Source organism: Bifidobacterium apis, from assembly GCF_036986835.1.
GTDB classification, from domain to species: domain Bacteria; phylum Actinomycetota; class Actinomycetes; order Actinomycetales; family Bifidobacteriaceae; genus Bombiscardovia; species Bombiscardovia apis_A.
This window is the reverse complement of record NZ_BTXD01000002.1, coordinates 470,929-496,610: the sequence shown is the minus strand read 5'-3', so window position 1 is coordinate 496,610 and position 25,682 is coordinate 470,929. Positions and strand designations below refer to the sequence as shown.

General features: G+C 60.0%; 20 protein-coding genes and 1 pseudogene. 15 read left to right on the top strand and 6 right to left on the bottom strand.

Features of this window, described 5'->3' with window-relative positions:
• Positions 1–24 precede the first annotated feature (24 nt).
• The 6 genes from araA (at position 25) to AACP62_RS05740 (ending at position 8,289) form a co-directional block, all read left to right on the top strand.
• Entirely contained in the window at positions 25–1,539 is a 1,515-nt protein-coding gene (araA, locus tag AACP62_RS05765) for an L-arabinose isomerase (protein WP_121912563.1), read from the top strand.
• Positions 1,540–1,783: 244 nt separating this feature from the next.
• Positions 1,784–3,781 carry an LPXTG cell wall anchor domain-containing protein gene (locus AACP62_RS05760; RefSeq protein WP_339346999.1) on the top strand — a complete coding sequence of 666 codons (1,998 nt, stop codon included), beginning with the start codon at positions 1,784–1,786 and terminating at the stop codon, positions 3,779–3,781.
• A 192-nt stretch (positions 3,782–3,973) separates the two neighbouring features.
• Positions 3,974–4,804: a hypothetical protein gene (locus AACP62_RS05755; protein ID WP_198220133.1), complete on the top strand. Its 831-nt coding sequence runs from the start codon at positions 3,974–3,976 to the stop codon at positions 4,802–4,804.
• 568 nt (positions 4,805–5,372) lie between these two features.
• A complete protein-coding gene (locus AACP62_RS05750; protein ID WP_198220134.1) occupies positions 5,373–6,461 on the top strand; it encodes a class C sortase in 1,089 nt (362 codons plus the stop codon).
• 127 nt (positions 6,462–6,588) lie between these two features.
• Complete coding sequence (locus AACP62_RS05745) at positions 6,589–7,437, top strand: aldo/keto reductase (RefSeq protein WP_339346994.1); 849 nt, start codon at positions 6,589–6,591, stop codon at positions 7,435–7,437.
• A 54-nt stretch (positions 7,438–7,491) separates the two neighbouring features.
• Entirely contained in the window at positions 7,492–8,289 is a 798-nt protein-coding gene (locus tag AACP62_RS05740; RefSeq protein ID WP_339346992.1) for an HNH endonuclease family protein, read from the top strand.
• Positions 8,290–8,444: 155 nt separating this feature from the next.
• Here the strand turns inward: AACP62_RS05740 and AACP62_RS05735 are convergent, their stop codons facing one another.
• The gene (locus tag AACP62_RS05735; RefSeq protein WP_339346990.1) at positions 8,445–10,016 is read right to left on the bottom strand and encodes an MDR family MFS transporter; all 1,572 of its coding nucleotides are present in this window, start codon (positions 10,014–10,016) and stop codon (positions 8,445–8,447) included.
• Positions 10,017–10,346: 330 nt separating this feature from the next.
• Between AACP62_RS05735 and AACP62_RS05730 the strand changes: the two genes are divergently transcribed.
• From AACP62_RS05730 to AACP62_RS05710, 5 genes are all read left to right on the top strand, one after another.
• Complete coding sequence (locus tag AACP62_RS05730) at positions 10,347–11,495, top strand: phosphate ABC transporter substrate-binding protein PstS (protein ID WP_339346988.1); 1,149 nt, start codon at positions 10,347–10,349, stop codon at positions 11,493–11,495.
• Entirely contained in the window at positions 11,492–12,445 is a 954-nt protein-coding gene (pstC, locus tag AACP62_RS05725) for a phosphate ABC transporter permease subunit PstC (RefSeq protein ID WP_198206083.1), read from the top strand. The genes AACP62_RS05730 and pstC overlap by 4 nt, the downstream gene beginning before the upstream one ends.
• Positions 12,442–13,422: a phosphate ABC transporter permease PstA gene (pstA, locus tag AACP62_RS05720; RefSeq protein ID WP_339346986.1), complete on the top strand. Its 981-nt coding sequence runs from the start codon at positions 12,442–12,444 to the stop codon at positions 13,420–13,422. The genes pstC and pstA overlap by 4 nt, the downstream gene beginning before the upstream one ends.
• Positions 13,423–13,453: 31 nt before the next feature.
• Complete coding sequence (gene pstB, locus AACP62_RS05715; RefSeq protein ID WP_024627440.1) at positions 13,454–14,233, top strand: phosphate ABC transporter ATP-binding protein PstB; 780 nt, start codon at positions 13,454–13,456, stop codon at positions 14,231–14,233.
• A 68-nt stretch (positions 14,234–14,301) separates the two neighbouring features.
• Positions 14,302–15,288, top strand: coding sequence for an AEC family transporter (locus AACP62_RS05710; RefSeq protein ID WP_198206081.1), 987 nt, complete (start codon positions 14,302–14,304; stop codon positions 15,286–15,288).
• Between the two features lie 4 nt (positions 15,289–15,292).
• On the opposite strand, the gene AACP62_RS05705 is transcribed toward AACP62_RS05710, so the two are convergent.
• A complete protein-coding gene (locus AACP62_RS05705) occupies positions 15,293–15,496 on the bottom strand; it encodes a hypothetical protein (protein ID WP_198206080.1) in 204 nt (67 codons plus the stop codon).
• Positions 15,497–15,701: 205 nt separating this feature from the next.
• Between AACP62_RS05705 and AACP62_RS05700 the strand changes: the two genes are divergently transcribed.
• Entirely contained in the window at positions 15,702–17,102 is a 1,401-nt protein-coding gene (locus AACP62_RS05700; protein ID WP_339346979.1) for an NCS2 family permease, read from the top strand.
• A gap of 193 nt (positions 17,103–17,295) precedes the next feature.
• Here AACP62_RS05700 and AACP62_RS05695 read toward each other — a convergent pair whose 3' ends face one another.
• From AACP62_RS05695 to trxA, 4 genes and pseudogenes are all read right to left on the bottom strand, one after another.
• On the bottom strand, positions 17,296–20,535 hold the full coding sequence (locus tag AACP62_RS05695; protein WP_339346977.1) for an RCC1 domain-containing protein: 3,240 nt from the start codon (positions 20,533–20,535) through the stop codon (positions 17,296–17,298).
• Positions 20,536–20,604: 69 nt separating this feature from the next.
• Positions 20,605–20,997: pseudogene (locus AACP62_RS08380) on the bottom strand (InlB B-repeat-containing protein); the annotation flags it as partial.
• Between the two features lie 408 nt (positions 20,998–21,405).
• Positions 21,406–22,413 (bottom strand): resuscitation-promoting factor, encoded by a 1,008-nt coding sequence (locus tag AACP62_RS05690; RefSeq protein WP_339346975.1) that lies wholly within the window; start codon positions 22,411–22,413, stop codon positions 21,406–21,408.
• 149 nt (positions 22,414–22,562) lie between these two features.
• Positions 22,563–22,907, bottom strand: a complete 345-nt coding sequence (trxA, locus tag AACP62_RS05685; protein WP_045935079.1) for a thioredoxin — start codon at positions 22,905–22,907, stop codon at positions 22,563–22,565.
• A gap of 171 nt (positions 22,908–23,078) precedes the next feature.
• Here trxA and AACP62_RS05680 point away from each other — a divergent pair, with 171 nt between their 5' ends.
• The 3 genes from AACP62_RS05680 to nudC are packed head-to-tail and all read left to right on the top strand — an operon-like array spanning position 23,079 to position 25,623.
• Complete coding sequence (locus AACP62_RS05680) at positions 23,079–23,708, top strand: NUDIX hydrolase family protein (RefSeq protein WP_339346974.1); 630 nt, start codon at positions 23,079–23,081, stop codon at positions 23,706–23,708.
• A 23-nt stretch (positions 23,709–23,731) separates the two neighbouring features.
• On the top strand, positions 23,732–24,589 hold the full coding sequence (locus tag AACP62_RS05675) for an alpha/beta fold hydrolase (protein WP_198186811.1): 858 nt from the start codon (positions 23,732–23,734) through the stop codon (positions 24,587–24,589).
• Positions 24,586–25,623, top strand: coding sequence for an NAD(+) diphosphatase (nudC, locus tag AACP62_RS05670; RefSeq protein ID WP_198186812.1), 1,038 nt, complete (start codon positions 24,586–24,588; stop codon positions 25,621–25,623). The genes AACP62_RS05675 and nudC overlap by 4 nt, the downstream gene beginning before the upstream one ends.
• Positions 25,624–25,682 lie beyond the last annotated feature (59 nt).

Genomic DNA, 25,682 nt, shown 5'->3' with positions numbered 1-25,682 from the left:
AACAAAAGCAAAGGAGCAAGAAGTATGAGCATGAAAAATCCCTTCGAGGGCAAGGAACTCTGGTTCGCCGTTGGTTCGCAGGACCTCTACGGCGAGGAGACCCTGCGCCAGGTGGGCGTCCAGGCTGCGGACATCGCCAAGTCCCTCAACGACTCGGGTCGGATCCCAGTCAAGCTGGTCTTGAAGCCCACGCTGAAGGATTCGGACTCCATCCTGAATTTCATGGTCGATGCCTCGTCGAACCCGGCCTGCATCGGCGTGGTGGCCTGGATGCACACCTTCAGCCCGGCCAAGATGTGGATCAGGGGTCTGGAGAAGCTGCGCAAGCCGCTCCTGCAGCTGAACACGCAGCATCATGTGGAGATTCCCTGGGACACCATCGACATGGACTTCATGAACCTGAACCAGTCGGCCCATGGCGACCGTGAGTTCGGCTACATCCTGACCAGGCTGGGAATCCCGCGCAAGATCGTGGTCGGCCATTACACCGACCCCGAGGTTGCCGACAAGATCGGCGTCTGGGCGCGTGCATGCGCAGGCTGGGATGCCGCCAACAACATGAAGGTCTGCCGCTGGGGTGACAACATGCGCGATGTCGCCGTCACCGAGGGCGACAAGACCGAGGCTGAGAGGGTCTTCGGCGTCTCCGTCAACACCTGGCCGGTCAACGAGCTGGTGGACCATGTGAACGCCGTCACCGACGACCAGGTCAAGGATCTGATCGAGGACTACAAGCGCAGCTATGAGGTGGCTCCCGAACTTCTGGACTCCCGGTACGACTCCCTGGTGGTGGCCGCACGCGAAGAGCTCGGCATGCGGGCCATGATGGAAGAGGTGGGCGCCACCGCCGCCGTGGACAACTTCCAGGATCTGGGAGGCCTGCGTCAGCTGCCCGGCGTGGGGGCCCAGCGGCTGATGGCTGACGGGTACGGATTCTCGGCAGAGGGCGACTGGAAGACCTCGGTTCTGATCCGGATCGGCAACGTCATGGGCTACGGTCTCAAGGGCGGCTGCTCGCTCATGGAGGACTACTCCTACAACTTCGTGCCCGGCCACGAGGAGATCATGGGCGCCCACATGCTGGAGGTCTCGCCCACGCTGCTGACTGAGGGACGGCCCCGCCTGGAAATCCACCCCCTGTCCATCGGCGACAGGGAGGACCCGGTGCGTCTGGTCTTCACGGCCACCCCCTGCACTGATGCTGTGGTCGTCTCCCTGGCGGATGTACGCGAACGCTTCCGCCTGGTCATGAACGTGGTGGATGTGGTCGAGCCCGGCGGTTCCCTGGCCAAGCTGCCTGTGGCACGTGCCCTCTGGAAGCCCCGGCCCTCGCTCAAGGTCTCGGCTGAGTGCTGGCTGCGCGCCGGCGCAGCCCACCATACCTGCATGACCACCACCGTTGGTCGCGAGGCCTGGGAGGACTTCGCCCGGATGGCCGGCGTGGAGCTCGCCGTCATCGACGAGAACACCGAACCGCGCCGTTTTGAGGCCGATCTGCGTGCAGCCGAGCTCTACCACCGGCTGGACAACCGGCACTGATCACCTGTTCCAGGAAAGATAACAAGGCCCTGCCGCTGTATAAGTGGCGGGGCCTTTACATGTTCGGCTTGTCGGTTTGCGTTGTCCCTCCTTTGTCGGTACAGTGATGATTAGGCAATGGGAACAGTGGCATGTCCCAAAGTTGACATATTGCCCACCCCCCTGAGTCGGGGAAGTGATCGGTTGGGGAGGCGAAGATGTGCCTGGCCATCCTGTGCCTATTAACAAAGAAGGGAATGCGTGCATGCACATGCAACGAGATAATGAAGGGATAAGGCTCCCTAAGCTTTTAGGCTTGGCGGTTGCCGGAGCGACGCTCCTGGCGGGCATGGTAGTTTTGCCTGCCACCCAGGCTTCGGCCGCTACTGACTATGGATATAATGCCGAAGATGACTTCAGGCCGGGTGCAGTTCAGAGCGACGTGCACCCCCAACTGACAGTTACCAAGTACCTGTCGCTGGCTCAGGGGTACAGCCCCACGGGTTCTTCTAAGGATGCCGTTGAGTTGAGCAAGAATGCCGACTTGGTTCCTGCCAAGGGCATTGCTTTCAATGTCAGGGAAGTCATTCCCCAACCCGGTCAAAATCTATCTGACATTAGTGCCTCGGATGAGAACACATATAAGGTCACGGCCAACTATATCGGTATCACTGACGGCCAAGGTGTGATCAATACCTGGTATCCGGCTGACACTGCAACCAACGCTCCAGCGGTTGATATTTCAGATTCGTCGAAAGCTGTCAGCTTCCCCGGAGGTGCCAACCATTGGTACGTGCTGGTAGAGAATCGTGATGAGTCGCCGGCTTTCAAGGCTAACAATCCGAATAAGCTTGATAGCAACAAGTATCAAGATGCAGCACCGTCGTTCTTTGGTCTGCCTTATGCGGCTAACTCACTCGATGCCACCGATACTGCAAGCCAGGTTCAAGGATACATTTACCATCTGCACCTGTATCCGAAGAACATGAACATCACGCAGTTCTCCAAGACCGTCCAGTCGGTCAAGGATTCGCAGAATAATGTGAAGCCTCAGCGGACAGCTGTTGCTGGAGATACGATTAGCTACAAGCTGACTCAGAAGCTCTACAACACTGGCGTGAAGACACCAAAAGACGGCAAGCTTGATGTCAGTGAGCTGAATGGCGACGGTAAGGATCTGCGTATTGTTGATCGCATGTCCAGCTCTCTGAAGCTGAAGGGCGAATTCAAGGTTGTGCTTCATGCAGATGGAGTTGATGATGTGCAATTGGCTGAAGGTGCTACTGCTGATTATACGGAGTCACAGCCAACATCAAATCCTAACTCTTTTGGGGATAATAAGATGTTCGCCAATGAAGCCCCGAGCAGTAATGTATCTTATTACCAGTTTGATTTCTTCAATACTCTAACCAAAGTAAAGAACTTCACTCCAAAGGCTTTCCTGCTTGTCATAACTTATGATGCCACGGTCACTGGAGATGGTGATTCGACTGGCACCGATGGTGTGGCCAACGATGCAGCTTCCGATTTCACCGAAAACGTTGACGCAGATGGTAACCACCAAGATCCAATTCGTGAGCATACGAATGTGATCAATGCTGTTATTGCTTTCGGTGCTGTGCAGAATGAAAAGACAAAGTTTGCAGCTCTGCCCGACACTGAGTTCCGTCTGATCAAGTCTGAGAAAGAGCCGGATGAGTATCTTGCATCTGATGGAAACTTCTATGCCACCGATAAGGTGCCTGAAGGCGTCGTGCTCTACAAGGCCACGGCCAACAAGAATGGTTTGGTAGCGTTCGCTGCTTTGCCTGTCTTCGGCACGCCAGCTCCAACTAAAGACGCCGGCAAGACAGTGCAGGCCGGTGATTGGTTGCTGAAAGAGACCAAGACCCCCAAGGATTGGCGTAACCCTGGCATTCCCTTCCACACAGTAACATTTGGGGATGCCGGTAAGACTGAGGAGCAAGTCGCTCAGGAGTATGGACCTCATGCCACAATTCAGCCTGATTATACAAAGCTTGGGTTTGGAAAGTTCGGAAGGACACCTAAGCAGATCACTGACGGTGGTGGCACAGCGATACAGTTCAATAATGTGCCAGTACAAACTTACTTGGCACATTATGCGACTTCTGATGCTGATGCGCCTCTGGCCCTGCCCCTGACTGGTGGTCGTGGCATCCTGCTCCTGCTGGTTGTAGGTGCCCTGATCATGGGTGGTGCCCTGTACGCCCGTAATCGGCGAAATAACGCCGCCCGGGCCTGATGATCACGGTCACATCAAGAATCATGTGAGGTGACCCGATGGCGGACGGTTCCTCCGTGAATCGTCCGCCATTTTCATACGGACCGTTGAACTTTTACGATCCGCACATGTCGGGACGCTGGTTTGGTTTCTTCGGACCAGCAGAACTGACGCAACCACGTCGTCGAAAGGCGGCCTTGGAAGGGAAGGTTTATGAAGGGAATTGCCTTGCCGAAATGCCTCGCCCACCGGGTCCTGCCCTGTCTGATTGCGGCCGTGGCCTGTTTAGGCCTTACCGCTTTCGATATGACGCCGGCGGCAGAGGCGGAGACGGTCAACCCGACCCTGACGGTGCAGCTCAAGAGAGGGCATTCAGGTCAAGGTGGTCAGAGCGACATCCTTCCGAGTGCTCCTGTATCTGCTGGAGCAGGATATGTCTTTCGTGCCCTGAGGCTGGATGCTGGTACTCTGAAGAGCCGGGTGGAGGCACTAGACCATAATCCTGGCGCTGATAAGGCGCAAGGGGCCATCAGTAACGAGGTGGCAGCCAACCCAGATGCTTTCAAGGACAAGACGCAACCCGCTGAATACTATGGTGTCTCTGATCAAAATGGCACTATAACCAACGCATCAGAAGCCAAATCACAAGGTGTCTGGCTTACAGGAGCCAATCTTGATTTAGACGCATCCAGTCTGACCGGAGGTAGTCCCGCTGTTTTTGATGGCGACTATTTCCATGCTTCATACTGGTTGGTCACCCTGGTAGCCACACCCAAGAATGCAAAGGTAAAAACCGATCCAGTGGTCGTACAGTTGCCGCTCTACCGCGAGCAGGGTGAAGTCCATCCACTTTATGATGTGACTATAAGCCCCAAACTTGTGGACATACCTCAGGTCGTCCCAGTCGTGCGATCTGGAGGTCATGGCAAGCTGGCAGCTACCGGCGTCTCCATGGTGGCGCCTGGCATTCTGCTTATGATCCTGGCCATGATGGGCCTCTACTTGGCGGTAGTCGCACGATCCTGGAACAGGGATGAGCGTTAGGTATTCTCATGGCAATGTCGGTGTGATGCCATCAAACGGCATCGTAGACATCTGTGAGGATGTGTAAAGACCGGCGGTATCATACAGGTGCCGCCGGTCTTTGTATGTCAAGAACTAACAATCGGACTATTTGAAGCGGGCATGAGAAAGGCTATAGATGGACCAGTACACTGACTCGGCTACTATGAGCCCATCCCAGACGACCGGAAACGGTGATGCCAACGTATCCATCCCGGCTGAGTCAGCCTCGTCAGACATGCCTGTTGAGCAAGGGGACATGCCACCTTCCTATGCTCCTAGTTCCGAGGTGCCGCCCTCCTATCCACCTTCGGCAACACCTGAGGATCGCGGAGCTTCAGAATCGGATGATTCAGATGTAATAGCAGCTCCAGTGACAGTTCCAGGCCACGCTACAACGTCTGCTCCGATAATTGTCGTTTCGGGAAATCATTCCCAGGACACAGATCAACAAGGTAAAGCAGATCAGGAAGCTGCGACTGCATCCAAACAGGCCAAGAACGGCGGCAAGGCTAGCAAGTCAGGGCGGGGGTTCGGCCTCCTAGAGACCTTGGCCTTCCTGATTGGTCTGGCAATCTTTCTCTATCCCCTGCTGGCAGCCTATGTGAACTATTCCAAGGATTCCTCCGCAGTAGACAACTACGATCAAATCGTGGATGCACTCTCGCCTGCACAGCGCAGGGCGATGTGGCGTGATGCCAAGAAGTATGACGAGGAATTGGGCAAGCCTACGCTGAGGGACCCCTTCAAGTACAAGGAAGTCAAGGAACCACTGGGCCGCTACTACAAAATCCTCAATGTGGACGGTAAGGGCATGATGGCCTATGTGGAGATCCCCAAGATCAATGTCAAGCTGCCCGTGCGGCACGGTACCAGCGATGAGGTGCTCAAGGACGGCACCGGGCACATCGCCACAACCCACGTGCCTACAGACAACCGAACAATCCACTCCGTTATTACCGGACACACCGGCGAAGTCGGCTACATGCTTTTCGACAACCTGACGCAGTTGCGCAAGGGGGACGTCTTCCAGATACGAGTGCTCAAACGGCATATGAGCTACAAGGTGGATCAGATCAAGATCATCCTGCCTACTGATGTGAGCGCACTGCAGCCAGTCCAGAATTCCAACTATGTGACCCTACTGACCTGCTACCCCTATGGTGTCAATTCCCACCGTCTGATTGTGCGTGGGCACTATATCGGCGATGACGTACCTCCCACCCAACCTGAAGGGGCGCCCATTTACATGGTCTGGGTGCTTCTGGCCCTGTTTTTGGCCTGCCTGGTGGGCTGGTACCTGCTCTCACGTCGTCGGCGCAACTGTCGTCACGAACTGGAGCAGATGGAACATCTGGAATCCCGCGCGACAGGACCGGGGGCCATGGGCGAGCCGCTGGCCACGATCATGGTCAGCCATGAGCAGGAGACCCGTTCAGAAGCCACCCGCCGCCGTCGGTTGATCAAAACCAGACGGATTTGCAGCGCGCTCATGTGGCTGTTGGCTGTGCTCGGCCTCTTCTTCGCCTGGGGTACGGTCGGCATGATGATGAGAATCAGTCTGCTGCCCGTATTCGACCTTGGCTACCACTGGTTCGACACCCACGTGCTGTACTTCTTCGGCATTAGCAAATTCTAAGCCGGTGTATGAGCGCACGCTTGACCACATGCGCCAGTTCTGCCGTAATCGGGCTTTTGCCTGGTTCTAGAATGGAGCGAGCATGGCCCGGCAGACTGCTGGGCTGCATCCTGGGAAGGTGTGGACCATGACAGCAGTTCCTGACATCTTATTGTCTGACGGCAATCGCATTCCGCAGGTGGGCCTGGGCGTGCTCAGGATCGACGATGATCAAACCGCTGGGGTAGTGCAATCCGCCCTGGAACTGGGTTATCGCCACATCGATACGGCGGCGGGCTATCGCAACGAAGGCGGCGTGGGCCGTGGCCTCAAGGCATTCGGTTGCCAGAGCGGTCCTGGGCGTACCAAGCTGTGGCTGACTACCAAGCTGCGTGACTCCGAACAGGGGTATGACAGCGCCCTGCGGGCCTTTGACCGCCAGCTGGCTCTGCTGGGCACTGACTATGTCGACATGTATATGATCCATTGGCCAACACCGTTCGATTGGCGGGCCGACCAGGTTTGGCGCGCATTCCATCGGCTGCGTGATGAGGGGCGGGTGCGGACCCTGGGGGTCTGCAACTTCCTGCCGGAACATCTGGAACGGCTGCGCCAGGAGACAGGGGAGTACCCTGCCGTGGATCAGATTGAATTGCACCCCAGCTGGCAGCAGCGCGCGGTGACCGCCTTCTGCAAGGAGCATGGCATAGCCGTCCAGGCATACTCTCCATTGGCGCGAGGCGCAGACCTGAGAGCCGGTGGCGGCAGGCTGGAGAAAATAGCCCAGGCCCACAGGGTCACGCCGGCCCAGGTGGTGCTGCGTTGGCACATCGAAAACGGGACCATCATCATTCCCAAGTCTGTCCACCGCGAAAGGCAGGCGGAGAACCTGGACCTGTTCGGCTTCAGCCTGACCCCTGAGGAGCATGCCGCCATCGATGCCATGGATTCCCCGGTGCGCGCAGGACACGACCCGATGACCTATGCCTACGCCTGACCGCTATGATGGATGATTCATGCAAGCAGTCGACATAGGAGGTATCGGCGGTAGATGACCGGTCCGAGACGCAGAAGATATCGGTATCGAGGCCGCAGTCGGTACGGTTCGGTTTGGAGGAATCCCGCCCCGGCCCGCTTCCGTCGCGAATCACTCACGGAACGGGTGCTGATCCTTCTGGTAGTGGCTGTGGTTCTGGGCATCAGCATCGGTCTGATACTGCCAAGGGTCAATGGTGGAGTCGGACGGCTGACCGGACGATATACGGCAACTGGCGACGCGGCTCAGACCCTGCAGAGTCTGACAGTGGATGATCATGCACGCCCTGGCCGTCAGTACCGGCGTGAGGCCTTCGGCTTCAAGGAGACCGATGAGGACGGCAACGGCTGCAACGTGCGCGAAGATGTGCTGACCCGTGACCTGACTGATCTGCGCACTACTACTCCTGGCGGGTGCAAGGTGGCCAGTGGTCGTCTGCAGGACCCTTATACCGGGCGGACCATCGAATTCGTCAGAGGGCCGAAGACCAGCTCGGCTGTGCAGATTGACCATGTGGTCGCCCTGGAGAATGCCTGGCGGTCAGGAGCCAGTAAGTGGGACACGGCCCGCCGCTACCGTTTTGGCAACGACCCTTACAATCTTCTCGCCGTGGACGGCCCCGCCAACCAGGCCAAGGGGAGTGCCTCGGCCGACTACTGGCTGCCCGAGAACAAGGACTATCAGTGCTCCTATGTGGCCCGTCAGATAGCGGTCAAGGACAAGTACTCCTTGAGCGTCACCAGCTCGGAAAAGCAGGCCATGCTGGCCGTTCTGCATACCTGCCCGGGCCAGCCCCTTCCGCAGGATCGCTGATCGCTGGCATACAGGAGACCGATACTTCCACCGAAAGAACAAGCTGACAACTGACATCTTTCAGTTGACGTCTTGTGTTTACCAGTCTGTCGATCCTGCACCTTGCGATGAATCTGGTCAGATCTAGCGGGTACCGGAGAAAGACACCCCGGTGATCAGTCCTGGGTTTTGGATTCGGCGGTGGAGGCGGTGACGGCAGGGGAGTCGGTGTGGATGATGTGCATATGACGCAGGAGCATGCGGGTCATCTGGCGTCCGGAGCCGGCGCCGTTTCCGCGAACTCCGAAGTAGACCAGCAGGACCATGCCCAGGCAGATCAGTGCCGAGATGCGCAGGGCCCACTGCACGCCGAAGATGTTGGCTGCGATCTGGGTGGAGTGGCCGCCGCCCAAGGCGTTGTGGCGCAGGGTGGTGATGGTCTCCATGAGGATGACCAGGATGGGTGCGCCGACAGCGCCGGCGATCTGCCGGGCCGTGTTGGTGACGGCCGAACCGGCAGAAACGTCCTTGGGAGCCAGGTTGTTCAGGGACCAGGTGGTCAGGGGCATCAGGGTGAAGCCCATGCCGATCTGACGGATGAACTGGCAGATGGAGACCAGGCCGATCCAGGTGTTGGCACCGATCATGCTCATGGCGATGGTGCCCAGCAACAGGACCGAGCAGCCGGTCATGGCCACGGGTCGAGCCCCCCAGCGGTCCAGCAGCCGGCCGCCGAAGAACTGGGCGATGGCGGTGCCGATGGCTCCAGGCAGCATGACCAGACCGCTCATGGTGGCTGAGAATCCGCGATCCGTCTGGATGTACATGGGCAGGATGACGGTGACCGAGCTGAAGGCGAAGAAGGACATGGATGCGATGATGGTGCCCACGGTGAAGTTCTTGATCCGCAGCACATGCAGGTCCAGCAGGGGCTTGTCGTGGTGGAGCTGGCGAAGAACGAACCAGATGATCCCGATCAGGCCGACCAGCATGAAGGGCCAGGTCATGAAGGAGGTGATGGGGAAGTTCTCGATGTTGGTGAAGCCGAACATGAGTCCGCCGAATCCGAAGATGGACAGGGCCACCGAGAAGAAGTCCGCCTTGACGCTGGTGTCACGCTGGCCGAAGTTGCGCAGGCCGAAGATGGACAGGAGCAGCGCCACAGCCCCGCAGATGCTCAGCGTCAGGAAGATGGAGCGCCAGCCGTTGGCATCGGTCTGCCATCCGCCCAGGGTGGGGCCGATGGCCGGGGCCACGCTCATTGCCAGGCCCACGGTGCCCATGGCCATGCCGCGCTTGGACAGAGGATATATGGAGAAGACGGTGATCTGCAGGACGGGCCACATGGTTCCCGTGCCTATGGCCTCAAGGATGCGGCCCAGCAGAACCAGGGCGAAGGTCTGCGACTGCCAGCTCAGCAGGGACCCCAGGGTGAAGACGGCCATGGAGGTGATGACGATCTGCCTGGTGGAGAAGCGTTTGGTCAGAAAACCGGTCAATGGCACCATGACGCCCATGACCAGCTGGAATACCGAGGTCAGCCACTGGCCGGTGGTCAGGGTGATGTGGAACTCGTCCACAATGGTGGGCAGGGCCGAAGCCAGCTGCAGCTGGGTGAAGTTGCCCAGGAAGGTGATGACGGTCAGGATGGCCAACGAAAGGAAGGCTTCATGGGTGAGCTTTCCGTTGACGAAGGCTCCATCCTTGCTGAGGGTCCGCCCTTGCTTGGCGAGCTCCTGCTTCCTCATGCAATCACCACTTCCTTTAGGTTCAGTTTTCGCTGCGCATACCACTCCCTGCGGTGCCGTCCTAGAAAGCAAATCAGGGCATACCGATACCGGTGACACTAAGAAAAGAACAAGAGGGCTAAGCGTCTGACAATGACCTTATAATATACCCGGTAGTGGATTGTGATTGGGTTTTTCCACATGGCTGACGCGGATGTAGCGACCTTGTCCGGCGGTCAGCGTTTCCAGTATGCTGTGTGAGGCGAGCTTCGGTAATGTGAATACGGGAAGGTCAAGCACGGGCTGATGAGGACGGACGTTTGAAATGCAACGGCGGTCAAGGTAGGTAGCATGCACGCACATGGTCATGGTCGTGGTAGATTCGCGGCCCTCCTCATGTCCCTGGCAATGATGATTTCCCTGGCTGCCTGCGGCGACAACGTCCCCGTCGATGGCGGCGAGACAGGCAATACTGCGGATCAAACCCTCTTCCAAGGCGAGTTCGCCGGATCTGGCGCATCCTCCCAGCAGAGCGCTGACGAGGCCTGGATAGCCGGCTTCCACAAGCAGCATCCGGGGGCGCGTATCTCCTATGACCCGGCAGGTTCCGGTGCCGGGGTCAATGCCTTCCTTTCGGGTTCGACCATCTGGGCCGGCACCGATGCACCGCTGACCGCCGATCAGCTTGAGCGCTCGCGAAAGGTCTGCGGTTCCGGTATGGCCTTTGACCTGCCCGTCTATGCCACTCCAATCGCCGTGGCCTACAATCTTCCTGATCTGTGGCCCAAGGGTTCAGACGGCCATCTGCGGATGGACCCGGCTCTGATCGCCATGATCTTCTCTGGAAAGGTCACCAACTGGCGGGATCCGCGCATCGCAGCCCTCAACCCGGAGGCCAATCTGCCCGACCTGGACATCACTGTGATTCATCGTTCGGACAAGTCCGGCACCACGAAAAGCTTCCTGTCCTATCTGCACGACACCGCCGGGTCCGCCTGGCCTTATCCAGCGGGTGAGAATTGGCCCAACGACCTGGGGCAGGGTGCCAAGGGCACTGCCGGGGTGGTCATGACCATGAACCAGGCAGAGGGCACCTTCGGCTATGCGGACGCGGCACAGACCACCGGGTTGGGGACCGTGGCCGTCCAGGTGGGGAAGACCTGGCAGCCGCCTACAGCAAAGACCGTGGCCAACCTGCTGGATTCGGCCCAACGGGATCCCCAGGCCAGCCAGCCCGGCCGGGTGGTCCTGACCGTGGACCATCGCACCACACGGAAACACACCTATCCCATCGTCCTGGTCTCCTACGATGTGGCCTGCACCGTCTATCGAAACGATCAGGACGGATCCAAGGCCCGGTTCGCCAAGGCCTGGTTGACCTATCTGCTGAGCGAGCAGGGCCAGCGCATGGCTGCGGCCAATGCGGGCAGCGCCGAGCTGGGGCAGGGGCTCCGCAGTCAGGCCATGGCCTCGGTGGAGACCATTGGGGGGAAGTCATGAGCGAGAAACCGGACGAGGCTGCAACCCTGAACAAGGCCAAACGGGTGGACCGGATCTTCAAGGCCTGTGCCACCGGGGCGGGCATCCTGATCCTGCTGGCCCTGGCCGCGGTCACCCTCTTTCTGATCCTGCGGGCCTTTCCGGCCTTCACCGGGGATACGGATTCCCGCACCCAGGCCATCCTTTCCCTGAGCGGGGGACGGGCCAGCAGTTTCCTGGGTTATGTGGGCCCGCTGGTTTTCGGCACCGTTCTGATTGCCGGCCTGGCCCTGCTCCTGGCCTTTCCCGTCTCCCTGGGTATCGCCCTCTTCATCGGCTACTACGCCCCCGCCCGCCTGTCCACGCTGCTCAGCACGGTGATCGACCTGCTGGCCGCGGTGCCCTCGGTGATCTACGGGCTCTGGGGGGCTCTGGTCCTGGTTCCCAATATCACAGGCTTCTGGCGCTGGCTGTCCGTTCATTTGGGCTGGATCCCGCTCTTTTCCGGACCCGCTGCAGCACCGGCCCGGTCCGTGGCCACGGTGGCCCTGGTGCTGGCGGTCATGATCCTGCCCATCATCACCTCGGTCACCCGAGACATCCTGATCCAGGCCCCTCGACTTCAGCAGGAGGCCGCCTTGGCCCTGGGTGCCACCAAGTGGGAGATGATCCGGCTTGCGGTCCTGCCCTTCGGCCGCTCGGGCATCATCTCGGCCTCCATGCTTGGGCTGGGGCGCGCCCTGGGCGAGACCATGGCGGTGCTGATGATCCTTTCGCCCGGTTTCAGCTACTCCCTGCGGCTGCTGCAGGCTTCAAAAAGCCAGACCATCGCCGCCAACATCGCCGCCCAGTTCCCCGAGGCGGACTCCCAGGGCGTGGCCCTCCTGGTTGCCACCGGTCTGGTCCTCTTCATCATCACCTTCATCGTCAACTATCTGGCGCGCAGGATCACAGCAAAGGCGGGTGCATGATGGCAAGCCGAACTGATCGTGGACCGGTCATCGATTTTGACCGCTTCAGGCCCACCAGGTCCTCCATCCGGGCGCGCAAGCGTAAGGACCGGCTGATGACCGTCCTGATCGGGCTCTCCTTCCTGGTGGCCCTGATTCCGTTGGTTTCGGTGCTCTGGGTCAGCCTGTCAAAGGGGGTGCAGCGGCTGACACCGGACTTCCTCACCCACAATATGAGCGGGGTGGTAGGGGGCAACCCCACGCCGACCGGAGGTTACGGCGGCATCCTGCACGCGGTAATCGGCACCCTGGAGATCACCTTTGGATCCATGGTCATATCCATTCCGGTGGGTGTCATGTGCGCGGTCTACCTGGTCGAGTACGCCCATGGAGGCCGTCTGGCCAAGGCCATCAGTCTCATGGTGGACGTGATGAGCGGGATCCCCTCCATCGTGGCCGGCCTCTTCGCCTTCTCCATGTTCGCCCTGGTGGTCGGACCGGGCACCGTCAACGGCCTGGCCGGTTCGGTGTCCCTCTCCCTGCTCATGCTGCCCACGGTGGTCAAGACCTCCGAGGATATGCTGGCCGTGGTTCCCGACGACCTGCGCGAGGCTGCCTACGCCTTGGGAGTGACCAAGCAGCGGACCATCACCAGCATTGTTCTGCGCACGGCCCTGCCCGGCATCGTCTCGGGCACCATCCTGGCTGTGGCACGGGTCATCGGCGAGACAGCGCCCCTGCTGATCGCCTCGGGCTTCATCGCCACCACCAACCCCAACCTCTTCTCCGGGAGGATGACCACCCTGCCGGTCTTCGTCTACAACGAGTATTCCCAGGGGCTGGCTGTCTGCGGACTGGGGGCCGATCCGGGATGCCTGAGCGACATCCACATGCAGCGGGCCTGGGCTGCGGCCCTGGTACTGATCCTTATCGTCCTGCTGCTCAATCTGCTTGGGCGGCTGGTCTCGCGCATCTTTGCTGTTGGGCGGACCCGTTGAGCGCCGCCATGAGAGAAACGGAGGCCGGAACATGGGCCAACGCATAGACATCAACCACCTCAACGTCTACTACGGCGATTTCCTGGCCGTCCAGGACGTGAACATGCGAATCCAGGCCAACAAGGTCACCGCCTTCATCGGCCCCTCCGGTTGCGGCAAGTCCACGGTCCTGCGCACCCTGGACCGCATGCACGAGATCACCCCGGGGGCGCATGTGAGCGGGCAGGTGCTCTTGGAGGGTCGTGACCTTTACGGACCGGATGTAGACCCGGTCGAGGTGCGGCGGGACGTGGGCATGGTCTTCCAGAGGGCCAACCCTTTCCCGACCATGTCCATTCGGGAGAACGTCCTGGCCGGCATACGGCTGAACAAGAAGCACATCGCCAAGTCGGACGCCGACGATCTGGTGGAGTGGGCCCTGCGCGGAGCCAACCTTTGGAATGAGGTCAAGGATCGCCTGGACAAGCCGGGCATCGGGCTCTCGGGCGGTCAGCAGCAGCGGCTCTGCATCGCCCGTGCCGTGGCCGTACACCCCCAGGTCCTGCTCATGGACGAACCCTGTTCGGCCCTGGACCCCATCTCCACCCTGGCTGTGGAGGATCTGATCAACGAGCTCAAGCGGGACTACACCATCGTCATCGTCACCCATAACATGCAGCAGGCTGCCAGGGTCTCGGACTATACGGCCTTCTTCAACCTCAAGGCCGTGGGTCAGCCTGGCCACCTGGTGGAGATGGACGACACCACCACCATCTTCTCCAACCCGCACGAGCCGGACACCGAGCGCTACATCTCCGGTCGCTTCGGCTGAGACGGAACCGGTCTGCGCACCCGCCCGTCAGGTATCATGGTCCCGGCATCCACGGAAGGAGCGAGGGCATGGGAGTATTGCTGGAACCGGCCACCCTCTTGGGCATCATCCTGGTGGGCTACCTGTTCAAGCGTTTTGGTCTCTTTCGTCCACTGGACTACCGGGTGTTACAGACCGTTGTGTTCGATCTGGTCCTGCCTGGGGCCATCATCTACTCCTTCGCCACCAACCCACACGATCCCAGCCTTCTTCTGGTCTCGGCCTTCGCCTTCGTGGCCTCGCTGATTCCGCCCCTGGCCATCTTCCTGACCAGCAGACATCGGCCCACGGCTCAGCGGGCTTTTCTTATGCTCAATGGATCGGGTTTCAACATCGGATGCTTCTGCTTCCCCATGCTTCAGTCGTTGCTGGGCACGGCGGCCCTGGTGCCCGCCGCCATGTTCGACATCGGCAACTCGGTCATGGTCTCTGCCGGGACCAACGTCATGACCCAGGGGCTTCTGCATATTCGACCGGGCCAATCCCTGGATCCCGATGCGGGGGAGCCGGTCAAGCTGGATGACCCAGATGCCCGCAAACTCCATCGCAAGGCTGCAGCCATCTCCATAGCCAAGGGCTTCCTGAGCTCGCCATCCTTCGACACCTACATGGTCATGGTGTGCTTTACCTTGGCCGGAATCTCGTTGCCGGACTGGTCGGCCCAGATCACCCGTCCATTCTCGGCCGCCAACGCCTTCTGCTCCATGCTTATGGTGGGCATGCTCATGGACCTGCCCGGCGGACGGGATGATGTCAAGTCAGTATTGCAGATTCTGGCCTGGCGACTGCCCTTCGGCATCCTGTTCGCGGTGGCCGCATGGTATCTGCTGCCCTTCGATCCTCTGATCCGTCAGGCGGTGGCCCTGTGCTGCCTGGCTCCGACGGCGGTTTTTGCCACCATGTTCACCGACAAGGTCCTGGGGAACGCCCGTCTGGCGGGATTCACCCTGGCTCTGACTGCGGTGATCGGTGCCGTGCTCATGGTTGTGGCGCACCTGCTGATGGGTGCCCTCTGAGATTTCAGTCCTTCTTCTTGTCTTTGCCCTGGTCGCGGCGCTCCTGCTCCTGACGCAGGGTGCGGCCCTCGCGGGTGCGCTGCTTGTTGACCGTGGCGGCTGCAATCCGTTCGGCAGCTCGTTCATCCTGACCACGATCGACCTCGCTGTCATGCACGTGCTGATACTGCTTCTGATCGTCCGGATCCCAATGATTGTTCCTGGCCATATGCCCCTCCTCGAAAGCGCCGTGCCCCTCAACTCATCCCCATGCGGGAGGGCTTCAGGGCCGTGCCGGTATGCCGATTATAGGTGAGCGGAAGGTTCTGCAGCGGTATTGGAGCTCAATAGGAGGGACCTGTAACAGAAAAAGCCGAGTGCTCGTGATATTCTTTCCTTGTCTCATCGCCAAATAAGACAATAAGGAATCGAATATGCATAAGCTATTTCGGCTTTCGGATAATAATACCACAGTCTCTACGGAAGTGGTAGCAGGCATCACCACCTTCTTCGCCATGGCCTACATCATCGTGGTCAATCCCTCGGTGCTCTCCACGGCGGGGATGCCTTGGGGCGCCGTCTTTCTCGCCACCCTGATCGCTGCCATCATCGGCACCCTGATCATGGGTCTGGTGGCCAACGTGCCCTACGGCGTGGCGCCAGGAGTCGGACTGGATGCCTTCTTCACCTTCACCGTGGTCAAGGGGCTGGGCTTCACCTGGCAACAGACCATGTGCATGGTCTTCCTGTGCGGCCTGATCAACATCCTGGTCACGGCCACCAAGCTGCGCAAGATGATCATCCAGGCCATTCCGCCCCTGCTCCAGCACGCCATCGGCGGCGGCATCGGCGTCTTCATCGCCTATGTGGGTCTGCTCAATGTGGGCATCATCAAGTTCACTCCTGACAAGACCTCGGCAGCCGGCGCCAACCCAGGGCTGACCACCTTCAACACCCCCGGTGTCATCCTCTTCGTCATCGGCTTGTTGCTGACCGTCTTCCTCCTGATCTTCAAGTTCAAGGGCCATCTGGCCTTCATCAACAAAGGCGCCTTCGTCATCGCCATCATCGCGGTCACGCTCCTGGGCATCCCCATGGGGGTCACCAGCATGGCCAAGTCGGTCGATCTGGGCCAGGCCTGGTCGCAGCTGCCGCAGACCTTCCTGGCCATTTTCAGTCCGGAGGGCTTCCCCGCGCTCTTTTCCGACCCGGCCAAGCTACCGGTGGTTCTGGTGACCATCTTCGCCTTCTCCCTGTCGGATACATTCGACACCATCGGTACCTTTGTGGGCACCGGTCGGCGCTCAGGCATCTTCTCGGCCGAGGACGAGCAGGCTCTGGAAACCGGTCGCGGCTTCAGCTCCAAGATGGATAGGGCCCTGTTCGCCGACGCTACGGCCACCTCCATCGGCGCCCTCTTCGGCACCTCCAACACCACCACCTATGTGGAGTCCGCTGCGGGCATCGCAGCCGGTGGCCGGACCGGACTGACCTCGGTGGTCATCGCCGCCTGCTTCGCGCTCAGCGCCATCTTCGCTCCGCTGATTTCGGCTGTGCCTTCGGCGGCCACTGCGCCCGTCCTGGTCATTGTGGGTTGTATGATGATGAGCTCCTTCGCCGAGATTGAGTGGGGCCAGCTGTCTGAGGCCATTCCGGCCTTCTTCACGGCCATCTTCATGGGCTTTGCCTACTCCATCTCCTACGGTGTGGCCGCAGGTTTCATCACCTACTGCCTGACCATGGTCTGCAAGCGCAAGGGCAAGGAGGTCCACCCCATCATCTGGGCGGTCTCGGCCCTCTTCATCCTGGACTTCGTGCTCCAGGCCGTGCTCTGAGCACGGTTTCGCAAACACAAGGCATCCACAAGCAGCCATTCGTCAGAACCATTGCTCAGCTGTGCAGATAGTCGTCATGCTGTTGTCGGGTTGATCTGACTGTTTGAGGGTGTGAATAGAGCAAATCAGGCACAGAGACCGCAGCGGGGCCCCGCCACTACATGGGTGGCGGGGCCCCGCTCGTTTGTGCTTGTCAGTGCTTGCGGCGAGCGGCAGTCTTTCCATTTTGTCCGCTTTGCGTTTCAAGGCGCTGTCGTTTGGCGGCCAGTCCACCGACCGCAGCCAGCGAGCCAACCATGAGGATGACTAGGATGCCTGCCTCTCCGGTCAGAGGGAGGACACCATAGTGGATGAAACGGAAGGCATTGGTCTCATCGTTGGGCTGTGGAGCCCCATTGAGTGTCCAAGCGATGCTGACAGTCGTATCGCCGGCATTATGGTTCGGTGTCAGCACGGTCCAGGCGCCGTCCTGTTGCCCTGTGGAGTTTAGGCTGGTTCCACTGACGCCTCCGAATTGCACTGTGGACGGGGTGCCCAGTCTGAAGGGGAAGAGCACGCTGACAGGGGAATAGACCGTCTGCGTCGCGTTGTTCCCCAGCCTTCCCTGGCCATTGTCTCCCCACCCCATGGAGCTACCGGTGGAGGCTATGGCCAGGGTGTGGCCAGTCCCGGCGCTGATCTTGACGAAGTGGTCGATGCCTGACGGATTGCCCATTCTGGTTGGCTTGTTCAGGCTGCCTGTGCCTCCGGTCCCCAACATGCCTGATGAGTTTCGGCCCCAGCCCCAGATGTTTCCGTTCTGGTCCAGCGCCAGTGAATTGCCGCTGACCCTGCTGCCTGTCAGCTGTGTGAAGGTGCTGACGTTTGCAGGCATGGCTACCAGGGACGGAGCAGTCCTCGTGGTGGTGTCGCCCAGGCCGAGTTCTCCATTGCTGTTCCCGCCCCAGGACCATAGGCGTCCCAGATCATCGAGGGCGGAGGAGTGGCCGCTGCCCGCGATGATCTGAACAGGCCTGAATCCGCCTGTCGGGTTGGTGCCGGGTTTGGCCTGGACGGGTGTGGAGGTGTAGCCGTTGAGTGCTACATCGCTCGTGTTGCCCAGATCGCCGTTCTGGTTCGATCCCCAGCCCCAGGCACGGCCCTGGGTGTCAGTCGCCAGGGAATGTGAGCCGCCCGCACTGACCTGTGCGTAGCGGAATCCCGTCGTCTCGCCCTGAGGGGTTGCGACCTGGACGGGTCTGGTGGTGATCCCCGTCGTCGCCACAGTGCTTGAAGGAACGCCCAGTTTGCCGAACTCATTTGATCCCCAGCCCCAGGCTCTGCCTTGCTCGTCTACGGCCAGGACATGAGTGATTCCTGCGCTGACACCAGTGAGTGTGAAGTTAGTTGCCGTCATACCGCTAGGGGCTTGCACACGAATCGGGTTGGAGCTGTATGCAGCTGAGCCATTGGTGGCAACGGCATTGCTGCCCAGCTGTCCAGAGCTGTTAAGCCCCCATGCCCAGACATGGCCCTGGCCATCCAAGGCCACTGAGAAGGCTTTTCCTGCGCTGACCTGTATGAATCGGTTCACGCCTGTTGGTTTGGGAATCTGTACCGGGGTCAGGCGGTCCGTCGTGGTCCCATCGCCCAGCTGTCCGTATTTATTGGCACCCCAAGCATAGATGTTTCCATCCGACCCGAGGGCCAATGAATGATCATCGCCGGCGCTGACCTGGCTGAACCTATTGCCCCGCGCTGCAGGAGGTACCAGTGTCACTTTGGTCTGACCGCTGTCGGGCCCCTGCTTGGGAGAAGTGGTCCATCGCCCGGTGCCTGCCGTCCAGTGGGCTGTCAGTTTCAGGGGACCCTTGACGGGGGAAGTAAAGTCATAGGCCGCATCGCCGTTGAACCAGCCGTCGAAGAGGAAGCCAGGACGGGTCGGGTCTTGATTCGGTCTGGAAGCTGTCTGGTCTTCGACGACCGACTGGCTGGTGGGCTGGCTGCCGTCAGCCTTGTCAAAAGTGACGACATAGGAGGGCGGGTCATAGGTGTAATCCAGGATGTCATCGGGCTGCGGACCATAGAGATTCCAGGTGATGGTCGTATCCACTCGACCCTTCCTGTGGGCTGGCGTCACCACCTGCCAGTTCGTACCTGCTTTTTTCAGATTGCTGCCCAGTGTTTGATCGAATTTGACCGCAGTAAGATCCGGTGTAAGCGGGAAGGCCGCCAAACCAGGTGTCAGCCTCATTGCTTTGCTGTTGTCATAACCCGTGGGGATGGTCGGGTCACCCAGTTGGCCCCCGCAGTTCCACCCCCAGGTATACAGGTTCCCATCTGACCCCAGGGCTAAGGATTGCTCCCAGCCAGCATAGAGCCGAACCCAGCTGGTTTCCTGTCCGGGCACGGACGATTTCGGCTTTTGCACAGGCCGGGGTCTGATGATGTGGCTGGTCTGGCCGGTGGGGACGTCTGGCAAGCCCAGATCGCCGTACCAGTTGACGCCCCAGGTATAAAGATTGCCATCTGAGCCGATTCCCATGCTGTGGTAGTCCCTGCCCATGACCTGCTTCCAGGTGAATCCTGCAGGTGTCCCATTCGGACGAGGTATGAGAGTCGGCACATGCCTGTCTGTTGTGGTGCCGTCTCCCAGACGCCCGCTGTCGTTCCACCCCCAGCCGTAAAGATCCCCGTTCGTAGTGATGGCGAAACTGTAATCGGCTCCTACATTGAATTGCGAGAAGGTGACCCCATTGGGCTGAAGGACTTGGGTGGGTGTCAAACGATCTGTTGTGGTACCGTCTCCTAGGCGACCATAACTGTTCCATCCCCAGGCATAGAGTTTTCCGTCGGATCCCATGGCCATGGAGCTGTACCGTCCCGTGGCCGGCTGGGTAAAGGTGATTCCCGCCGGCTTGCTTACGGGGACGGGTTTAGTGCTGTATGCAGCTGGATTGTTGGGACCTCTCGGAACGCTGGTATTGCCGAGTTGCCCATATGCGTTGAGTCCCCATGCATAGAGATTGCCGTCTGATCCCAAGGCCACAGTATGGTCCCACCGGGTTTCTGCCTGCTTCCAGGTAAATCCTGGCGCGGCCCCATCAGGCTTTTTCACCGGGGCAGGTCTGCTGCGGTTTTCGGTGGTTCCATCGCCCAGCTGTCCAGAAGCATTGAATCCCCAAGCGTAAAGGTTGCCATCCGAACCCATGGCCAGGGCTGAATGATCACCAGCGTCTACTTTCGTGAAAATGAATCCTTTTGGTGCATTGGCTGGCTTAGATACTTTTATTGGGGCTTGGCGATCGATGTTTGTGCCGTCGCCTTGCTGACCGTAAGCGTTTTTGCCCCAGGAATAGATGTTGCCGTCCGAGCCAAGAGCCAGTGACTGGGTGGATCCTGACGTGATTTGTGAGAATTTGATGCCCCGGGTTGCTGGGGGAGTTACCGTCACGGTGGTGCCCCCCGATATAGCTCCATGTGCAGGTGCCAGGGACCAATGGCCATCACCGGCTGTCCATTTTGCAGTCAGCTTCAGGCTGCTGGTGACGGGCTGGTTGAAGTCGTAGGCTACTTGACCGATGAACCAGCCATCGAAGAGGTACCCATGCCTGGTGGGGTCGGTCGGTCGTTTCGCCAGACCTCCCGAAAGGACAGTCTGAGAGTCAGGGGTTGCTGTGTCGGCTTGGGTGGTGTCAAAGGTGACCGAACATTGATTATTTGGGCAGGAGCTCGTCGATCGGGTGGAAGGGGCAGGGCTTGCTGAGCCTTGTGAAGTGGGGGATGGAAAGGCTGGAGAGGGTGTTGTTTGGATAGGGGAATCCAGCTTCTGAGTTTCTGTTGGCGAGGGGGCAATAGAAGGAGTTTGGGTTGAGCTGGGTATACCAGGGGTCACCCCTTCGCCTTGATTTTCCATGCTTTGCGATGCTGTCGGGGATGCGGTGGCATCCGCCTGTGCCAGGTCAATTCCCGAGAGATTTCCTAATATGAGCCCTGAGGCGATAATGGCTGCAAGAGAAGCTATACAGCATGCACGACTTCTGGATGACGATTGCATACGGTCCCCTTTGAAAGCAACGGCGCATGCAACGTGGCACCTGCATTCCCAGCTCAATCCCCATGACCGACGTGCATGACGTTCAATCAAAATCAGTTTATATCATGTGGTTCTGGAATACCAAGTTCTCATTGAGGCCTGTCTTTTGCCTTGGTGGTCGGATTCGCGGCAGGAAATTGGGATTGGTTGTTTCGTGGATATAAAAAGAACTTCCGGCAAGCCGAACCAGCCTGCCGGAAGTTCCTGATTGAGTTGTATGAAAAAGGATCAGTACCAGTTGGTTGACTGGGATTGGGCCCATGCGCCGCAGGGGTTTCCGTAGCGACCCTGGATGTAGCCCAGTCCCCAAACAATCTGGGTGTGGGCATCGGTCTGCCAGTTGGGGCCGGCCGAGGCCATCTTGCTGCCGGGAAGCGCCTGAGGAATGCCATAGGCACCAGATGGGTTGGAGGCATTGGTCCGCCAGCCGGACTCCTTGTTCCACAGCTGCACCAGGCAGGTGAACTGGTCCTCGCCCCAGCCTCGGGAGGTGACCAGACCGTGGGCGATGCTTTGGGCCGTACCCACGGGGACCGTGGTGGTGGTCGAACCTGACTTTGCGGGAGTACCGCCGCCGGTGCCCACCAGAACCACCTTGTCGACGGGGACCGTCTTGACGAAGGAGGCGAAAATGTTGCTGGTCAGGTGCTTGTTGCCGGCTGCCGTGACCAGGCTGGTGGTCTCCATGACGCCGTTCTGTCCCTCCGTCTTGACCTTGGTGGTGCCTGCCGGGAGGGAGTTGGTCTTCTCTTCGATGGTGTTGAAGGGAATGGGCGACTCCTCCGTCTTGACCTGGGCGTCGGCCCGGTCGATGCGGATGACGGTCTTCTCAGTGACGCGAGCGGTCAGGGACGGGGTGATCTGGTCCCCAGGCTGCAGGGTGATGTCCCCGGCCTCCAGCACGGATTTGACATCGGTGAAGCCTGTACCCAGGACCACCTTGTTCTTCCCATTGATCTGCACATTTACATAGGATGTGTTCGCGTTGGCTCCGCCCGCGCCGTTGCGGATGGCCTGCCTGGTGCTGCCGCGGGACACCGTGTCCACATCCTGGGTGGCTGAATAGGATGTTACGCCTGACTTGGCCGAGCTCTCAGTGGATGTGTAGAAGTCGCGCGAGACGAAGCCCGCGCCAACGACCATGCCGAGAACAGTGACGCCGGCAGCCAACCGCAGCCACTGACGCCTGGTCAGAGCCTTGACCGCACTCATCCGTCCTCTACGGTGGTTCGCCATTACTCTCCTCTGTTGGACCGACAGATCCTCAGTGATCAGTCGACGTAACGCTTCCTATCGACCGCATGCTTCCGGTAGCGCCGAAAGGGTCACTGGACAAACACATCACTACTTTAGTGCAAATCGGTCTTGGAACCAACTCGACTGACTCAGGCCTGTGCGGGGGTTGACAAATCGGCCTTGCGTGCCTGGTCGATCAGGTCGTTCAGATCCGAAGACCTGAGTGCGCCGGCCTGCTTGAAGATGATCTGTCCCTGCTTGGTGATCATCAACGTGGGCACTGCCTGGATGTCGGCGGCCGCGGCCAGATCCTGGTTCTGGTCGATGTCCACCTTGCCGAAGACGATGTCGGTGTTGGCCTGCGAAGCCTTCTCGAAGATGGGGCCAAAGGCCTTGCAGGGTCCGCACCATGTGGCCCAGAAGTCAATCAACACCAGGTCGTTGTCCTTGATGGTCTGCTCGAAGTTTTCCGAAGTAATAGTCGTGGTGGCCATGGTAACGCTCCTTGAAGTCGTTTGTCTGTCGCGCGGGAAGCTCCCGTGCTTAGCAACCGCTTTCAATCATCAGCATTCCATCAAGGCTGGAGAAAGCGCCCGAATATGCTCTGGGTGGAGATGTCCGCCGGGGTCCCGTGGCCGGTCAAGCCTGGTACGGATAATGGAGACATGCCAGTGCTGAACGACGAGATTCCCAATGATGACGACTTCGATGCCGATCGCGACCGTGGCGCCTTCTCACACATCACCCCAGAGGACTTCAACCGGGGTTTTTCAGGCTCGAATCCCCCCGGATGGCTGGACCGTGACGCCATCGACCGTGCGCGGCGATGCCTGCCCATGCCCTATGTGGAGGTGGTTCCGGTTCGCGTGGATGAAATGAGCGCCGTCACCCAGGTGGGCACCCTTCTACGCGTGGATGATCAGGGTAACATCGAGCGCACCCTGATCACCGGACGGATCCTCTACCACGAGACCATCAGGGAGGCGCTGGCCAGAAACATCGCCAAGGATCTGGGCCAGCTGGCCCTGCCCATGCTGCCTGCCAGCCCCCAGCCCTTCACCGTGGCTGAGTTCTTCCCCACGCCGGGGGTCTCGGAGTACTACGACCCGCGTCAGCATGCCATCGCTCTGTGCTACCTGGTGCCGGTGGCCGGGGACTGCAAGCCCCAGGATGAGACCCTGGATGTGGAATGGATCGATCCCAAGGGGGATATGCTGGAGTCCTTCATGAGCCAGATGCCCGGCGGGCATGGCAAGGTGCTGATGAGCGCCCTGACCTGGGCCGGTGCACTATGAGCCGCGAATCCTTGGAGGCGGGCATGAGCATTGTCAATACCGTATATCGCCAGGGGGAGGGGCTGCCCCTGGTGCTGGTCCATGCCTTCCCTGTGGACCACCGCATGTGGGATCGGTGCGCGGCCTCACTGATCGCCCAGTCGGATCGTGTGGGTATGACCCCCTTCCCGGTCTATGCCCCGGATATGCCCGGTGCAGGCGATTGCCCCCTGCCCGGGCCGGCATCCTGCGGCCAGGCAGACTCTGACGGTGCCCTGCCGGGTGCGCTGGATGCCATGGCTCGAGCCTTTGTGGACATGATTGTCGCCACGGGGGCGCAGAAGGCCATCTGGGTCGGGCTTTCCATGGGAGGCTACCTGGTCGAGGCCGTAGCCAGGCTTTACCCGCAGATGGTGGCCGGTCTGGCCCTGTGCGACACCACCATGATGGCTGACCGTCCGGCCTCCCGGGCCAGGCGGCTGCAGATCGCCCGAACCTGCGAGGAGGAGGGGACGCTTGATCCGGTCATGCACTTCGCCAGGCCCCAGGAGGGTGATTCCACGGTCAAGCGTTCTCCTGCCTTCGTGCAGACCATGACCGAATGGATACAGTCCCAGGATCCCCGGGGCATCGCCTGGCGGGAGCGGATGGCTGCGGGTCGCCCGGATCAGAGCGATCTGGTCGGCCGCATCAGAGTTCCCGTGGCCCTGGTCAGCGGCCGCTGCGATCCCTTCAGCCCTCCACGCGCCATGGAGCCTCTGGCTCAGGCCATGCGTCAGGCCGGCACCGACGTTACCTTCACTGCCATTGACGACTGCGGCCACTTCAGCGCCGTCGAACATCCGGATCAGGTGGCCAAGGCCCTGCTGGATCTGGTTCATCGTGTAGGGAGGCTCTCATGAGCGATTCTGAGACGGTCTTCTCCCCGCTGGCCCTTACCGAACCCCTGCCCTTCCTGCCCCTGGCTCAGGGGGATGTGGACTACGACACGGTAGCGCGGCAGCAGCCCGGTCTGCTTGACCAATTGCTGGACCAGGACGGCACTGGGGTCATCCTGGTGCGGGGCGAGAAGGTGGCTGTGCCCAAGGGCAAGGGGGCGCTGGCTGGTCGCACTGGAGCCAGCATCCGTCTGGCCACCCTGCCTGCTGCATACTTGCGGGATCCTCTGACAGGCTCGGCAGACCAGTGCGAGCCGCCCTGCTACTACCTTGGGAAGGCCGACCAGCAGGCCTGGCTGGCCCTGGATCTGGATCTTGCCTGCACCAATCAAGCTGTTCAGGACCCTCTTCGTGATCTGGCTCAGGCCGCGAATCAGCGCTTCGACTGGCTTGGCCTGCGCGAGTATGCCCCTCATGGCCGTCCGCGTCAGGTGGGCCTGGCAACCTGCGCAGTCGCCCTGTCCGTATGGCATGGACGTCAGGCTTTCTGCCCCCACTGCGGCGCGCCGGTTCATCCCTGCCAGGCCGGATGGGCCCAAATCTGCCAGGGGGATGAATCAGGGGACCAACACACGCTCTTTCCCCGCATCGAACCCGCAGTGATCATGGCCGTGGTGGATGGCCGCGATCGGCTCCTGCTCCAGCACAACCAGAAGTGGCCTTCCGGCTTTCGTTCGGTCACTGCCGGATTCGTCGAGGCTGGGGAGAACCTGGAGCATGCAGTCCGGCGGGAGACACTGGAAGAGGTGGGCCTGAACCTGGGGGAGATGCGGTACCTGGGCTCCCAGCCCTGGCCCTTCCCAGCCTCCCTGATGGTGGCCTTCAGAGCCAGATCCCTGGATACGGACATCCGGGTGGACGGTCAGGAGACCGATGAGGCCGACTGGTTCACACGGGAGGAATTCAGCGCCGCTCTGGCCTCGGGCCGGTTGCGCATACCCCAGGCGGCCAGTGTGGCCAGGCATATGATTGAGCAGTGGTACGGCAGCGAGCTCTGATTCATCCGAGTGGTGTTGCGCCCCAGGACCTGGTCTCGTCGTAAGATATTTCAAGGAAC